The sequence below is a fragment of the Labrys okinawensis genome (assembly GCF_047345005.1).
Lineage (GTDB): Bacteria > Pseudomonadota > Alphaproteobacteria > Rhizobiales > Labraceae > Labrys > Labrys okinawensis.
Map to the genome: position 1 here is coordinate 2,651,125 of NZ_CP178864.1, position 15,892 is coordinate 2,667,016.

The following is a 15,892-nucleotide window of genomic DNA, read 5'->3' on the forward strand; positions in this document are numbered from 1 at the left end:
GGCAAGATGCCGTGCACGCGAATCGTCGCCCTCAATGCAGCACGGCGGCCCTTGCCAGGCGCTTGAGGCTCGCCTGCATCACGGCGGGAGCCGGCAGCTTGCGCGGCTCCTCCAGGCCCAGCAACCCCGGCAGCACCACCATCACCACGGTGCCGATATCAACCGCCGAGCGGATGCGGATCGAGCCGCCATGCAACTCGGCCAGGGACTTTGCGATGGAAAGGCCGAGGCCAGAACCCTTGTGAGCCTTGGTGAACTGCGTCTGCACCTGCTCGAACGGCCGTCCAAGCTTGCTGATCGCTTCCGGCGGGATGCCGATGCCGGTGTCCTCGACATAGATCACCACCTTGCCGTCGCGCTGGCGGATGCGCAGGCCGACCCTGCCGCCTTCCGGCGTGAACTTGATGGCGTTCGAGATGAGGTTGCGCATGATCAGCCTGAGCGCCCGGCGATCTGCATTGAGGGTGACGCCATTCTGCCAGGAGGGATGCAGGCTGAGCTTCTTGGCATCGGCCTCGGGCTTGATCGAGCGTAGCAGATCGCTCATCAACCGGTCGACGGCGAAATGCTCGCGATGGAGATCGACCTCGCCGGCCTCGATCTTCGACATTTCCAGGATGTCATCGACGAAGTCGAGCAGATAGCGCCCGCTCTCATGGATGTCGCGGCAATAGCCGACATAGCGCGGATGGCTGAGCGCTCCGAAGGTGCCGCTTTCCATCAGTTCCGAGAAGCCGATGATGGCGTTGAGCGGTGTGCGCAGCTCATGGCTCATATTGGCGAGGAATTCGGACTTGGCGCGATTTGCGGACTCGGCCTTGATCTTCTCGGCGGCATATTTCTCGGCAAGCTCGGCCAGTTCCTGCGTCTGGCGCTCCAGCACCTGGCGCGAGCGCTTGAGGTCGGCGATCATGCCGATCAGGCTGCGCTCACTGTCCATCAGCTTGGTCTGCTGGTCCTTGAGCGAGGTAATGTCGGTGCCGACGGAGACATAGCCGCCATCCTTGGTGCGGCGCTCGTTGATGGTGAGCCAGCGCCCATCCTGCAATTGGGCCTCGAAGGTGCGGGCGCCACGCTCGATCAGCGTGTTGGTGGGCATATTGGTACGCACCACGGGCTGGGACCCCGCTTCCACGATGGCGCTGTAATGCGTGCCGGAGCGCACCAGCGCGTCGGGCAGATTATGCAGGGCCTGGAATTTCGAATTGCACATCACCAGGCGGTTGTTCGGATCCCACAGGACGAAGGCCTCGGAGATCGTCTCGATGGCATCGCGCAGACGCAGATCCGCTCTTTTGGTCTGCTCGGCGAACTTGCGCTCCTCGGTTTCGTCGACCACGATGCCGATCAGGCGCTTGCCGGAGGAACCGTCGCCTTTGGGGCCGAAGACGAGCTCGCCGCGTACCCGCACGAAGATCCATTCGCCATTGGCGCAGCGCATGCGGAAACGTCGGTCGATCAGCAGCGGCGGGTTCTTGGAACGAAGCTCACTTGCGAGCGATTGCAGCCCGGTATCCTCGGAGTGGATCAGGCGCTCGATGTCGCTGTGCACGAGGAGGTCGTCCTGCGGTTCATAGCCCAGCAGGTGGAACATCGAATCCGACCAGAACACGCGTCCCGCCTCGAGGTCCCAGTCCCACAGGCCCGAGCGGCCGCGGCTGAGGGCGGTTTCGAGGCGCGTGCGCACGGCGTTGTAGATGTCGTCGGCGCGCCGGGCCCGCGAAGCCTGCCAGTAATAGGCAAAGCCGAGGATCAGCAGCACGCAGCCCGTCGTGGTGGTGAGCAGCAGCAGGAGGCCACTTAGAATGTACCAGCGATCGAGGACATCGCTGATGGGCCTGGCGGCGATGATGCGGAAGCCCTCGCTGGTACCGATCGAGGCCAGCATGGCGGTGCCGCCGACATCGACCGTGAGACGGCCGGTGCCGCGGTTGCCGATCACCTGGATCAGGCTGGCGACGTCATTGCTCTCGTTGAGCGGTTTGCCCTGCGACGTGACGATAGCGAGTTGGACATGGTCGGGCGCCGAGATGGCAGCACTGGCCGGCGCCTGGCCGGTTTGCGCCACGATGGCGGTGAGCTTGGCGCTGGCGGCCGAGATGACCAGGTCGAGATCGCGGCTGGCCTCGTGCAGGGTATGCTTGCGGGCGTCGCGCGCCTGGAGGAAGGCAGCGAAGGCCATGGCGCTCAGGAAAGCGACGATGAGAACGGGAACCGCCTTGCGCAGGAGGGGCTCGACGCCCATCAAGCGCTTGTAGGTCGGGCAGATCAATGTCCTCGCCAGGCCCCGGATACCCGGCGCACGCAAAAACGCATGTGTCGCGTTTGCACGCGCCATTGCACAGCCCTTCCAGCTTTTCCTGAATTTCCGAAGGGGTAGGTGGTCAACACCGCCCCGAATCGATATTCGCTATAAGAATCAATCTGCAGGTGATTTGTCTAGAGTCGGCATGAACTCTTTTTTAATTATTTGTGTGCGCTTACGGCGAAAAAATGGATGATTCCAGCCAATTTTTGGGCGCAAACATGTCCGTTTATCTACATCTATGGTGTTTGCGGGTGTATATCACAATATATAGTGTCGGGAGGCATTTAACGGTCGCTGCCACTCAGAGATGTTTCCCTAAAGGCAGCATAACTTTCGATTGCAACGGGCGTGCTCGTTACAGTGCGACCGAAGTTACCCTTTGAAACTCAGGCGAGCGATCTCTGCACGATGTCAGCAACATCGCGCGACAGGCCGGGCCGCGCCGCGATGTCGCGCAAGGCGGCTGCCGCAAGAGCCCGCCTGCCGGCCTCCAGCGAACGCCAAGTCTTGAAGGCAACCAACAGGCGCGCCGCCAATTGCGGGTTCTTCGGATCGATGCTGAGAATGATATCGGCGATGAAGCTGTAGCCTTCGCCATCGGGACGGTTGAACTGCGTCTGGTTGTTGGCGGAGAAGGCGCCGATCAGGGCGCGGACGCGGTTGGGATTGTGAAGTGAGAAGGCGGAGTCCCGCATCAACTCCTTCACGCGAGCCAGGGTGGTTTCGTGCGGCAGCATCGCCTGAACGCTCATCCATTTGTCGATCACCAGCGGATCGCTGCCATAGCGCTCGCGGAAGCCCAGCAGCGCCTGTTCGCCCGCATCAGTGCCCGAGAGCGCAAGCGTGTTGAGCGCCGCCATTTCATCAGTCATGTTGTTGGCATTCTCGAATTGTGCCTGCGCGACGGCGAGGGCTGCCTTGCTGCCATTGGCACAGGCGAGTTCAAGCGCGACATTGCGCAGCGATCGCCGGCCCGCATCCCGAGCCTGCGGCGAATAGGGGCCATCGACGCTCATCGTCTCGATGGTGCGCAGCAACTCCGAGCCCAGATAGCTGCCGAGCGTGTGCCGCAGCTTTGCGCGCGCTCCTAAGATCGCCTGCGGGTCGACGTCGCTGCCGATCTCGCGGGCGATATCGGCCTCGCTCGGCAACGCCAGCGACAGGGCTGCGAAGGCAGGGTCGTCGCCGCCCCTCTCGAGAATGCCGCTGATCGCCTCGACGAAACGCGGGTCGATCGGCGTCGTCGGGTCTTTCACAAGGCGCAGCAGCAGCTTGAGCGCGTAGCTTTGCGCGGCCTGCCAGCGATTGAAGGGATCACTATCGGCGCGCAGCAAGGTGAGGAGGGCCTCCTCGTCGAGATCGACGGCAAGCTTCACCGGTGCGGAAAAGCTGCGGAGCAGTGAAGGTACGGGCTTCTCGCCGACCTCGCTGAAGAGGAAGCTCTGCGTGGGTTCGGTCAGCGCCACCAGACCCTCGAACGGCTCGCCGTCCAGCCTGACCCGCAGGTCGCCTTTGGTGCCTACGAGGCCGAGGCGGATGGGGAAGAGCATCGGCTGCTTGTGAGGCTGGCCCGGCGTCGGCGGCAGGATCTGGCTGAGAGTGAGCGCATAGGTTCGGCCGGACTCGTCCCACACGCCCTCGGCCCTGATTTCCGGGGTGCCTGACTGACGGTACCAGAGCATGAACTGGGAAAGGTCACGTCCGCTGACATCGGCGAAGCAGGCGATGAAATCCTCGATGGTGACCGCTTCACCGTCATGGCGTTCGAAATAGAGGTCCATGCCCCTGCCGAAGGCCTCGTCGCCGATCAGCGCTTTCAGCATGCGCACGACCTCGGCGCCCTTCTCATAGACGGTGGCCGTGTAGAAATTGTTGATCTCGTTGTAGATTTCCGGCCGCACGGGGTGGGCGAGCGGACCGCCGTCCTCGGAGAATTGCTGGCTGCGTAGCGTCTTCACATCGCTGATGCGCTTCACCGGGCGCGAACGCTGGTCGGCGGAGAATTCCTGGTCGCGGAAGACGGTGAGGCCTTCCTTCAGGCAGAGCTGGAACCAATCGCGGCAGGTGATGCGGTTGCCCGTCCAGTTGTGGAAATATTCGTGGGCGATGATCGCCTCGATATTGGCATAGTCCTGGTCGGTGGCTGTTTCGGGCAGGGCCAGCACATATTTGTCGTTGAAGACGTTGAGGCCCTTGTTCTCCATGGCGCCCATGTTGAAATCGGACACCGCCACGATCATGAAGATATCGAGATCATATTCGCGGCCAAAGACTTGCTCGTCCCAGCTCATCGAACGCTTGAGCGCGTCCATGGCATAGGTGCAGCGGCTTTCCTTGCCATGCTCGACATAGATTTCGAGCCTGACATGCCGGCCCGACGCGGTGACGAAACTATCGCGCACGACGGCAAGATCGCCCGCGACCATGGCAAAGAGATAGGAAGGTTTCGGGAAGGGATCGTGCCAAACGGCAAAATGCCGGCCATGATTGAGAACGCCTTCCTCGATCTTGTTGCCATTGGCAAGCAGCGCCGGCGCTTCCTGAAAGGAGGCTTCGATGCGCGTGGTGTAGACCGAAAGCACGTCGGGCCGATCGAGGAAATAGGTGATGCGGCGAAAGCCCTCCGCCTCGCACTGGGTGCAATAGGCCGAGTTGGAGCGGTAGAGCCCCATCAACTGCGTGTTGGCGGAAGGATCGAGCCGGGTCTCGATGGTCAGCGTGAAGCTGCCTTCCGGTGTGTGATGGAGCGTGAAGGCCTGGGGCAGGGCGACGTAATCCCTCGTCTGCAGCGGCACGCCGTCGAGCCAGGCCTCCACAAAGAGGAGGCTGTCGCCATCGAGCTTGAGCGGGCCGCGTTCCCCGCTCGCGGGATTGCGCCGGATCGCCAGCGTGGCGACGATGCGCGTCTGCGTCCGGTCGAGGCCGATGTCGAGATGCACGGTATCGATGAGAAAGGCGGGAACGCGGTAATCGACGAGGCGAACGGGTTCCAGCGCAGTATCCGACATGGGGGTGTCATTCCGGTGGAGCGGGCGCGGATTCGCGCCGAGCGAGATGCGCCATCATGCCGGAGGGGAGGCGGAGCCCGCAACCCTTCGAGGGGCACCGGCTGTCATCCATACGTCAAAGATCCGCCATCCCGTCGTTAGAGAGCCGCGTCATGAAGGGAGTAGGGCCTCGGGGGCTTCGTGGAACGGTCTGGCTTCAGACGGTGGAGACACAGGATGACGATCGGAAGAGACGGAACACTTCGTGGATTGCTGGGCGCCACGGCGCTGGTGCTGGGCCTGAGCGGGCTCGCCTTCGCGCAGGACGCCAAGCCTTTCCTGACGCTCGACGGCAAGCCGCCGCTGGTGATCGGCCATCGCGGCCTGCCCGGCCTGATGCCCGAGGAGACGCAGGCGTCCTACGAAATGGCCGCCGCCGTCGGCACCGATGCCTTTGAGGAAGACCTCCATCTTACCAAGGACTGCGTGCTCGTCGCCCGCCACAACCCCTGGCTCAGCGACAACACGAATGTGGCGGAGGTTGCTAGCACCAATCCCGAGGTTGCCGCCCGCAAGCGCACCGTGCCGGGCGTGATGGTGAAGGTGAAATGGGCGCAGACGCCGACCAGCGGCCCTGCCGAATATCTCACCGACCTGACCGATCCGAACGATCCTAAATCGGTGCTGAAATCGCTGATCGTCGATGGCGAGGACCATACCAATGACTGGTCGATCAACGATTTCACCATGGCTGAGTTGAAGACGCTGATCGCCGGCACCACCTATGACGACGCCGCCGAACGCCCGAAGATATTCAATGGCAAGTTCCCGATCCTCAGCTTCCAGGAGATCATCGATCTCGCCAAGGTGAAGTCGAAGGAGACGGGCCGCGTCATTGCCGTCTATCCCGAATCCAAGAACCCGACCTGGAACGACGAGCAGGCCATCGCCAATGGCTGCGGGGCGCCCGGCAGCCATCCGCTCGAAGATGCGATGATTAAGATCATCGAGAAGAACGGCCTCAACTCGAAGGATGCGCCGATCTTCGTGCAGAGCTTCGAGCCTGGCAGCCTGAAATACATGCACGACCATGGCCTAAAGACCAAGATCGTCCAGTTGATCGATGGTTATGGCGTCGACTTCAAGACCGGCATGCCCCTCTACAACGAGATCACCGACAGCCGCCCCTTAGACTGGACGCTGGCTGGCGATCCGCGGTGGTTCGACGCCATGCTGACTCCTGAAGGTCTTACGGAGATCAAGACCTATGCCGACGGCATCGGCCCTTGGAAGCCGCAAATCGTGCCGCTGAAGATTTCGCCCTGGCCGGAAAAGAACGCCGATGGCACGCCCTTCGCCGGCTCGACTGCGAACGCAAGTGTCCAGCCGCCGACCAGCCTGGTAGCTGACGCTCACAAGGCAGGCCTGTTCGTGCACGTCTTCACCTTCCGCAACGAGTCGAAATACCTCGCCGGCAGCTACAACAAGGATCCGATTCAGGAGTTCCTGACCTTCTATCGCCTGGGGGTTGACGGCGTGTTCACGGACTTCAGCAACACCGGTTACATCGCCCGCCTGGCGTATCTGCGCGAACTGGGACGGTAAGAATGATTAGCGAAGGGGAGCGGGAAGTTCGCTCCCCTTTTGTGGCAAGAATCCGCGATCCTGCATTGCGGAGCGGTACGATTCAGCTTCGGATCACACGAATCCAGGCATTTGCATTTGCAGTTCCCGTTCCCGCGCTGCCGGAACGAAGGGCCCCATCATCTGAAGTATCGCCCTGAAGCGCAGCGTCTCCTCCGCAGGCATGAAGCCACCCGTTGGAAGGATTGTGGCGCTGGAGATAATAGCGCTATTATAACACCGCATAAGAGCGAAGCGTTTCCTCGTGCAACCCATGGTGGAGGGCGCGACCCAGCGATCGCGTGTTATGGCCTTCTCGGCCCAGGTTCTAATAGCGGCGCAGGTTGCCGCTCCCAGCGGACGACACCTTGGTGCCTTCCTGCATCGGCAGGGTCCACGAGAGGATATCAAGAAACGAATTTTTTCCAGAGGAACACCTAAACCGCGCAGCTGCTGTAAAGCCCCAGATCGATAGCAATCTCAGCGCTTGGATAGAAATCATCTGATTTATAAATCACGCGAGAGTCACGAATGATCAGGTAAACGGTATCGATTATTTGTTGGGAGTTATATGATGATAAATCTCTTAAGTAAAAATGGCTAATATATAGATAGATTTATTATATATGGATGCAAAGTTCAGTCGTATTCTGTGCAATTTGGCGTGATCTACCTGGATGTCAAATAAAACCGGAGGGGAGAGATACAATGTGCCATATGTGTCAAATCGTGCCTCAGGATGTATTGAAGCGATTGGCCAAGGATAAATCGCTATCTGCTGCAAACCGTAAGTCTTTCGCCGATACTGCACGTCTGGATACGCAATTGCGACGTCTTCGCTCCCAGGCGATGAGACTTACGCGGCTTGCGACCGCGATTTCTCCCGGGCTTACCGCCATTGCAGCGGCTCCGACGGTGGCGGTCTACGACTGCAAGAACGGCCAGACTCTACCGGGCTCTCCGATCTCAAATCCTGCGAAGGCGCAGGATGGCACCGCAAAGCAAGTCTTCAACGAGACCACATCGGTCGCAACATTCTATTCCAAGGTGTTCGGGCGAAACTCGATCGATGGCTCCGGCATGACACTGCTTTCCTCCATTCACTACGGCGTCAGTTACAACAACGCATTCTGGAATGGAGCGCAGATGACTTATGGCGATGGTGATGGCGAGATCTTCGTCGACTTTTCCAAGGGAAATGATGTCATCGGCCACGAACTCACCCATGGCGTCACCCAACACAGCCTGCAACTCGATTATGTCGACGAAGCCGGCGGGCTTAACGAGAGCCTGTCGGACTGTTTCGGCTCGATGTTCCGCCAGTGGGAAGCGAAGCAGGATGTCAACCAGGCAGACTGGCTGATCGGCAGCGATATAATGGGGCCGACGGCAGCAGACAGGGGATATACATGCCTTCGGGATATGGCCAATCCTGACGCCCAGCACTGTCTGGCGCCACAGCCAACCCAATATTCTCAATTTGAGCCAGGCATGGATCCCCACTCCAGCAGTGGGATCCCCAACCTTGCATTCTATACGATATGCAAGGCTGTCGGCGGCAATAGCTGGGACAAGGTTGGTCAGATTTGGTATAACGTTCTGACAGGGTCTGGCGCGAAACCCCAGATGACAATGAAGGAATTCGCGGATCGCACTCGAGCGGCGGCTGGGCAACTCTATCCCGGTGACTCGGCTCTCGGAGGAAAAGTCGATGCCGGATGGAAGCACGTCGGGCTCTAGATGTCCGGCGCGCGCCCGGCCCCATTGAAGGACCGGTGCCATGGGCATTCTCAAGATCGAACGTGTCGGTGGCCTGGCCGGATTCGGCCTGGCCGGTTCAAAGCTGCGGAGCCAAGGACAACAGGATCTGTCGGCGCTTTCGGCTGCGGACCAGGCATCCGTCGAGAACCTGTTCAAGGGTGCGACGGATGTCCACGGTTACCGACCGGTGGCCGATGGTTTCCGCTACCGCATTACGCGCACGGTGGATGGCAAGGACCAGTCGGTCGAGGTCCCGGAGGCGGCGGTTCCCGAAGCGCTCAGGGCTTGTGTTACCGACAGGTTGGATTGACCGCGTGGCGCGGCCTTCGAGCGATCATCTTTTCCGCGCGGTGTTCTACCGCACCGCCGCCCAGATCGCTCTCGTCAGGTCGGGCGCGCGCGCGGCCAGCGGGCCCAACAGGCGACCATAGATTGTGAAGATGGCGGGCTGGGCGACGATACCGAGCGCGAGGGCGGCCAGCAGATCCGGGTCTTCCTCCCGGATATCGCCATGCGTGATCGCCTCGACGAAGATATTCTTGACGGCCTCCACGACATTGCTTTCTCGACCTTCCGGTACATCGGCCAGATGAGCGTGCTGAGCCAGGAGCAGGAACGAGAAGAGCGACCTGTCGTCGTCAAAGAGCCTGCAAAAAAGATCGACGATCTGACCGATCTTTGCTTCGATCGGATGATGCGTCTCCCCCACGGCCACCACATCCGCCGCAAGCCGTGCATAACCCTGCAGAAAGAGGCTGCGCGAGAGCGCATCCTTGGATGGGAAGTGCCGGTAGAGGGCGGCTTCGGCTACCCCCACGGCCGCGGCGATATCCCGCACCGAAGTCCCGACGACGCCCTTTTCGGCGAAGAGACGCAGAGCCTCGCTCTCGATCTTCGCCCGGGTCTTGGAACCGTCACGCATCGGGCTGGCCCTGCGGCACGGCGTGGCCGGTCTGGATCTCGGCCTGCGGCGGGGCAGCCTGGGTCTGCTGGGCCTGCTCCTGCGAGGCGGGCGCGCTGTTCACCGGGCCAAGCTCGTGCGGGCGGGCCCGGGGCAGGTCAGGAAGCGGGGTCGGTGTCGACGTCGACGCTGGCGTCGACATCTTGGCTTCGCCAAGGCGCTCTTTCAGCATCGTACCGAGGCTGACATAGTCGGTCTTGCCGGTGCCCATCACGGGCATGGTGTCGATGACCATGATCTCCGAGGGCGTCATCAGATCGGCGGCATGCTTGTATTTGAGATGGGCGATGACGTCGGAGCGGCTGGCGTCCCTGTTGGTGGTGACCAGCACCAGCCGCTCGCCCTTGCGGGGATCGGGAGCGGCGAGCACCGCCACCGGCGTGTCCGGCCACAGATCGGCGAGCAGGCTTTCAACCGCGGCCAGCGAGACCATCTCGCCGCCGATCTTGGCGAAGCGCTTGGCCCGGCCCTTGATGGTGATGAAGCCCTGGGGATCGATGGTCACGATGTCGCCGGTGTCGTGCCAGCCCTCTTCCGGGGGCAGGAGCTGGCCGGGATGCTCGGCCTTGAGATAGCCTTGCATCACATTGGGGCCGCGCACATGCAGGCGGCCACCTTCCTCCACGCCCGGCACCGGTTCGAGACGGGCCTCCATGCCGGGCAGGATACGGCCCACCGTGCCGTTCTTGTTGAACATCGGCGTATTCAGGGCCAGCACGGGCGAGGTCTCGGTCACGCCATAGCCTTCCAGGATGCGCAAGCCGAACTTCTCATTGTACATGCGGCGTGTCTCGAGCTTCACCGGCTCGGCACCAGCCACGACATAGCGCAGCGACCGGAAGTCATAGGGATTGGCCATCTTGGCGTAACCGGAGAGGAAGGTGTCGGTGCCGAACACCGCCGTCGCATTGGTGGAGTAGATCAGCTCGGGAATGATGCGGTAATGCAGGGGCGAGGGGTAGAGATAGAGCTTCACGCCATTGATCAGCGGCAGGATCATGCCGCCCGTCATTCCGAAGGAGTGGAACACCGGCAGCACGTTGAAGACGATGTCGCCGGGGCCGAAATCGATGCGGGCGCCGATCTGGGCGATGTTGGAGAGGATGTTGCGGTGCGAGAGCACCACGCCCTTGGGCGTGCCTTCCGAGCCCGAGGTGAACAGCACGGCCGCGGGGGCGTCAGGCGAGATCCTGCCGTGCTGGCGCCCAGCGGTAAGGAAGGCCTTGAGCTTGTCTGGGGTGGTCACGGTCTTGCGCAGATCCTCGAGCCAGACGAATTTCACATGTCCTTCCAGCGCGGCGACGAGCTCCTCCAGGCGCCCCTTCTCGATGAAGGTGCGCGAGGAGAGCACCGTCCTCACCTCGGCCGTCTGGCAGGCGGAAATCAGACTGGCCTTGCCGGCCGAATAATTCAGCATCGCCGGGATGCGGCCGATCGCCTGCAGGGCGAAGAAGGTGACTGCCACGCCATTGGCGTTGGGCAGGAGCACGCCGACATGTTCGCCGCGGCTGGTGAAGGCCTTGAACTTGCTGCCGAGCACCTCGATGGCAATCAGCAGGCGCTTGTAGGTGAGGGTGCCGGTGACCGGATCCTCGATGATGACGCGGCTCGGCCTGTATTTCTTCGCGGCGCCGGCCAGCGCCTGGAACACGGTCTCCTCCGGTGCGCTCGTCTTGTAGATGAGGTCCGACATCACGTCATAGAGGGCAGCGCCGGCGGCGAGGCGCCGCTTCTTGCCGCGCAGGTCTTCATCGATGGTGAGGCGGGTGGACTCGGTGAAGGTCACCGTCACCTTCGGGAAGAGCTTGCGCGAGACTTTGCTCGGGTCGAGCCGGGTGAACGGCGTGCGTTCCAGGCCGTCGATGCGCACCGGCACGATGTCGGCCTTGGACTTGTCGGCGATCAGGCCGGCGCCGTCATAGACCTTCATCAGGGCGCCGGTGACGGTGAGGCGGCCTTCAGGGAAAATCACCAGCGTCTCACCGTCCTTCACCGCATTGATCAGGCCGCGCGTCGCCATAGGCTTGGTGGGGTCGAGCGGGTAGGCGCGGCAGATCTTGAGGAAGGGCTTCACCCACCAGGCCTTGGCGATGGTGTGGTCGATGGCGAAGACGGGGTCCTTGTCGAGCAGGGCCAGGATCAGGCCGGCGTCGAGGTAACTGGTATGGTTGATGGCGATGATACGATGGGGCGTCGGAGTCTGCAGGTTCTCGATGCCGTGCACTTCTAGGCGGAAGAGCACACGATAGATCAAGAGAACGAAATCGCGCACGAAGCTCATCGGCAGCACGAAGAGGAAGACGATACCAGCGATGACGTTGAGCACGGCCATGCCGAGCAGGGCTACGGGGGTGGAGAGGCCGAATTGGTGCTGCAGGAGTGAGAGGCCGCCCGAACCTACCACCATGAACAGGGCGGACAGAATATTACCGCCAGCGATGACGCGGGCACGTTCATCCTTCGGTGCCCAGTGCTGGACGGCGGCGTAGATAGGGACGATGAACAGGCCCGCAGCCACGGCCACCAAGGTCAGGGCGACCGTCATGTGGATGCCGCTGCCGGTCTGCAGATAGCTCAGAAAGTAGAGCGGAGTAGCCGAAGGCGTGGTGCCGAAGGCGAGCCAGGCGACATCGAGACTGATCAGGCCCATCAGGATGCAACCGATCGGGCTGAGCAGGACGATGGCTCGCCCGGCGGCAAGCTGTGCGGCCAGAACCGAACCGACGGCAATGCCGATGGAGAAGGCGATAAAGAAGAGCGTGTTCATGCTCTCGTCGCCACCCACCACGTTCCGGGCAAGGGACGGCGTAAGGTTCAGCATGACGGCGCCACTCAGCCAAAACCAGGCTACGGCGATCGAGCCGATCAGCAGGCGGCGATCTTCTGAAAGAAGCTTCAGCAGATCCCAGCTTGACCGCAGGACATTCCAGTCGATCTTCAGGTCCGGTGCAGCCTGACCGGTTGGGGGGATCATGCGGGCCGAGAGCCAGCAGATCACGGCAATCACAGCCATGAAGCCGGCGACGACAACGCTGGGCAGGTGGGGCGCCACAAGGCCGGCGCTGATGACGCCGATCAGGATGGAGAGGAAGGTGCCCGCTTCGATCAGGCCGTTGCCTGCGGGCAGTTCCTCGGGCGCTAGATGATCTGGCAATATTCCATACTTCACTGGCCCAAACAGTGCGCCCATCACGCCCAAAGAGAGCATGCTGGCGAGCAATATCGCGACGGAGTGGATGGCAAAGCCTATGGCGGCGACTGCCACGATGGCGATCTCGAAAAGCTTGACCGTCTGCGCCACACGCGCCTTGTCAAAACGGTCGGCGATCTGGCCGGCCAGACCGGAAAGAAACAGGCCGGGTAGCACCAGCAGAGCGGTGGCAAGTGATACGAGACTCTCCCCTCCTGCAATCGCTGGTGTCCCGGCGATACCGTAGACGGCGAGGATAATCAGCGCCTGCTTGATGAAATTGTCGTTGAAGGCACTGAAGAACTGGCTCCAGAACAGGGGCCAGAAGCGACGGGCAGACATCAGCGATGCGAACATCGGCGTGGTTCCTGGTGCGGGGAATCGCGATAAAGTTAGTGAACGAACGCTAACTTAAATTGCTGAGGAGGTCAAGCGCGCGCAAATGCGCTTCGTGCGGGGAATCACAATGGGGAGCAAGATTGCCTGAAAAGGCCCACGATGTCGTGACAGTTCAGCCGTGGCTGGCCAGAACCGCCAGGAACGCTGCGCCGTAATGGTCGAGCTTGGCCTGCCCGACGCCCGAGAGCGCCAGGAATTCCGCCCTGTTGCCGGGCCGTTGCGTCGCCATCGCCCGCAACGTGGTATCGGCGAAGACCATGTAGGGTGGGATGCCCTGTTCTCGGGCAAGGCGGCTGCGCTCGGCGCGCAGGGCCTGGAACAGCGCCTCGTCCGCGGGGGCGAGGTCGCCGGTGGCCTTCTGGGCTCGCAGCTGCTTCGTCGTCTTGCGCGGACGGTCGCGGCGCAGCGTCACCGTTCGCTCCTTGCGGAAAACGGCGCGGGCGTCTTCGCTCAGCGTCAGGGCGCCGTGGGCGTTGTGATCGATGGCGATCAGGCCGGCGGCGGTGAGTTGGCGCAGTACGGACTGCCAGGTCTTGGCGTCCATGTCCTTGCCGGCGCCGAACACCGGCTGGCTGTCGTGGCCGAAGCGCTGCGCCTTCTCCGTCACCTTGCCGGTGAGCACGTCGACGATATGGCCGGCGCCGAACATCTGGCCGGTGCGGTAGACGGCGGCCATCGCCTTGATGGCGGCCTCAGTGCCGTCGAAGCTTTCCACCGGCGAGAGGCAGGTGTCGCAATTGCCGCACTGGCCGGGGTGAGCCTCGCCGAAATGGGCGAGGATCGCCTTGCGCCGGCAATCCACCGTCTCGCAGATGCCGAGGAGGGCATTGAGCTTGCCGAGTTCAACGCGCTTCACCGCATCGGGCGCGTTGCCCTCCTGGATCATGCGGCGGCGCTGCACCACATCGGCCATGCCGTAGCTCATCCAGGCTTCCGAGGGCAGGCCGTCGCGCCCGGCGCGGCCGGTCTCCTGGTAATAGGCCTCGACCGAGGAAGGGATGTCGAGATGGGCGATGTAGCGCACATCCGGCTTGTCGATGCCCATGCCGAAGGCGACGGTTGCGACGAGACAGAGGCCTTCCTCCTTGAGGAAGGCGTCCTGGTTGGCGCTGCGCACGGCGGCATCGAGCCCGGCATGGTAGGGCAGGGCCCGGATGCCCTGGCTATTGAGCCATCCGGCGGTGTCCTCCACCTTGGCACGCGACAGGCAATAGACGATGCCGCTCTCGCCCTTGTGACGGGCGAGGCAGGCCAGCAGTTGCTGGCGGGCATTGTCGCGCTCGACGATGGTGTAGGAGATGTTCGGCCGGTCGAAGCTGGTGGCGAAGACGCGCGCGTCGCCGAGGCCCAGTCGCTCGATGATATCGGCACGGGTGACGGGATCGGCGGTTGCCGTGAGCGCCACGCGCGGGATGCCAGGGAAAAGTTCTGCCAGCTGGTTGAGATCGCGGTACTCAGGCCGGAAATCATGACCCCATTGGCTGACGCAATGGGCTTCGTCGATGGCGAAGAGGGCGATGTCGGCATCAGCGATCAGGTTCTGGAAGCCGGCCGTCGCCACGCGCTCGGGCGCGACATAGAGAAGGTCGAGCTTGCCATCCATCAGGTCGCGACGGACCTGGTAGGACTCCTCGCGCGACAGCGAGGAGTTGAGAGCGGCGGCGCAGACGCCGGCCTGGCGCAATGCTTCGACCTGGTCACGCATCAGCGCGATCAGCGGTGAGACGACGATCCCGACACCGCGTCGGCACAGCGCCGGGATCTGGTAGCACAGCGACTTGCCGGCGCCTGTCGGAAACAGCACCACGGCGTCGCCGCCATCAGTGACATGACGCACGACGTCTTCCTGCTCGCCTCGGAAGGCGGCATAGCCGAAGACGTCGTTGAGCACGGCCAGAGGGTCTTTGAAGGTGGCGGGGATGGCGGGAGCTCCTCGTGGCGGTGGTCTCCGACCGCCATGCGTGGAAACGAAAACGCTTGGGACAAGGAAGATGGCAGTCGGAGACTGCCACTCCACATCGCGCGTTTCCAGATATACCGTAACGTAAGATGGTGACGGTGGACGTTGTTCTAATAGGATGTCTGCATGGATGAGAGCAAGGAGCATCGTGGCTGGTATCAACACCGCGCGTTGCCACATTTCGATTCGCCCGAGCGGGTTCAGTTCGTGACATTTCGATTGGCCGACAGCCTGCCAAGTTATGTGGCTCGAAGCGATGAGACGTCAGCCGAGGTTCGCAGGCGGCTGAAGGGTGAACTCGACGAGGGAAGGGGGGCGTGCTGGTTGGCCAAGCCAGAAATCGCAGACATTGTGCAGGGTACTTTGCTGTCCTTCCATCTTCAGCGCTACAGGATGTGGGCATGGTGCATCATGCCCAATCATGTGCACTGCCTCTTTGAACCCGATCAGGGCCAGCTTCTTTCTGACATTGTGAGGTCCTGGAAGGTGCATAGCGCAATTCGAGCCAACCGACTGCTCCAACGTAGCGGGCCGTTCTGGCAGCGAGATTTCTTCGATCGCTACATGCGCTATGAAGAGCAATTCACGAACACCCTCAATTATATCGAGCGTAATCCCGTTTCTGCTGGACTTTGTGGCAATGTATGGGAGTGGCGCTGGTCCAGCGCATGGGGAAGGCGATGATTGGAGTGGCAGTCTCCGA

9 protein-coding genes are annotated in these 15,892 nt (G+C 61.9%); 4 read left to right on the plus strand and 5 right to left on the minus strand.

Features of this window, described 5'->3' with window-relative positions; translation table 11 throughout:
- Positions 1–31 precede the first annotated feature (31 nt).
- Both ACMDCR_RS12410 and pepN read right to left on the minus strand, forming a co-directional pair.
- A complete protein-coding gene (locus ACMDCR_RS12410) occupies positions 32–2,338 on the minus strand; it encodes a PAS domain-containing sensor histidine kinase (protein ID WP_413992819.1) in 2,307 nt (768 codons plus the stop codon).
- A gap of 356 nt (positions 2,339–2,694) precedes the next feature.
- Positions 2,695–5,316 carry an aminopeptidase N gene (pepN, locus tag ACMDCR_RS12415; RefSeq protein WP_413992820.1) on the minus strand — a complete coding sequence of 874 codons (2,622 nt, stop codon included), beginning with the start codon at positions 5,314–5,316 and terminating at the stop codon, positions 2,695–2,697.
- A gap of 216 nt (positions 5,317–5,532) precedes the next feature.
- Between pepN and ACMDCR_RS12420 the strand changes: the two genes are divergently transcribed.
- The 3 genes from ACMDCR_RS12420 (at position 5,533) to ACMDCR_RS12430 (ending at position 8,989) form a co-directional block, all read left to right on the plus strand.
- Positions 5,533–6,900 (plus strand): glycerophosphodiester phosphodiesterase family protein, encoded by a 1,368-nt coding sequence (locus ACMDCR_RS12420; protein ID WP_413992821.1) that lies wholly within the window; start codon positions 5,533–5,535, stop codon positions 6,898–6,900.
- 771 nt (positions 6,901–7,671) lie between these two features.
- The gene (locus ACMDCR_RS12425; RefSeq protein ID WP_413992822.1) at positions 7,672–8,658 is read left to right on the plus strand and encodes a M4 family metallopeptidase; all 987 of its coding nucleotides are present in this window, start codon (positions 7,672–7,674) and stop codon (positions 8,656–8,658) included.
- A 40-nt stretch (positions 8,659–8,698) separates the two neighbouring features.
- On the plus strand, positions 8,699–8,989 hold the full coding sequence (locus ACMDCR_RS12430) for a protealysin inhibitor emfourin (protein WP_413992823.1): 291 nt from the start codon (positions 8,699–8,701) through the stop codon (positions 8,987–8,989).
- A 45-nt stretch (positions 8,990–9,034) separates the two neighbouring features.
- On the opposite strand, the gene ACMDCR_RS12435 is transcribed toward ACMDCR_RS12430, so the two are convergent.
- From ACMDCR_RS12435 to recQ, 3 genes are all read right to left on the minus strand, one after another.
- Positions 9,035–9,601: a TetR/AcrR family transcriptional regulator gene (locus ACMDCR_RS12435; RefSeq protein WP_413992824.1), complete on the minus strand. Its 567-nt coding sequence runs from the start codon at positions 9,599–9,601 to the stop codon at positions 9,035–9,037.
- Entirely contained in the window at positions 9,594–13,187 is a 3,594-nt protein-coding gene (locus tag ACMDCR_RS12440; protein ID WP_413992825.1) for an acyl-[ACP]--phospholipid O-acyltransferase, read from the minus strand. Before ACMDCR_RS12440 ends, ACMDCR_RS12435 begins: the two co-directional genes overlap by 8 nt.
- A gap of 154 nt (positions 13,188–13,341) precedes the next feature.
- The gene (recQ, locus tag ACMDCR_RS12445) at positions 13,342–15,150 is read right to left on the minus strand and encodes a DNA helicase RecQ (protein ID WP_413993602.1); all 1,809 of its coding nucleotides are present in this window, start codon (positions 15,148–15,150) and stop codon (positions 13,342–13,344) included.
- A gap of 165 nt (positions 15,151–15,315) precedes the next feature.
- Here recQ and ACMDCR_RS12450 point away from each other — a divergent pair, with 165 nt between their 5' ends.
- Entirely contained in the window at positions 15,316–15,873 is a 558-nt protein-coding gene (locus ACMDCR_RS12450) for an REP-associated tyrosine transposase (RefSeq protein WP_413992826.1), read from the plus strand.
- Positions 15,874–15,892: the final 19 nt, after the last annotated feature.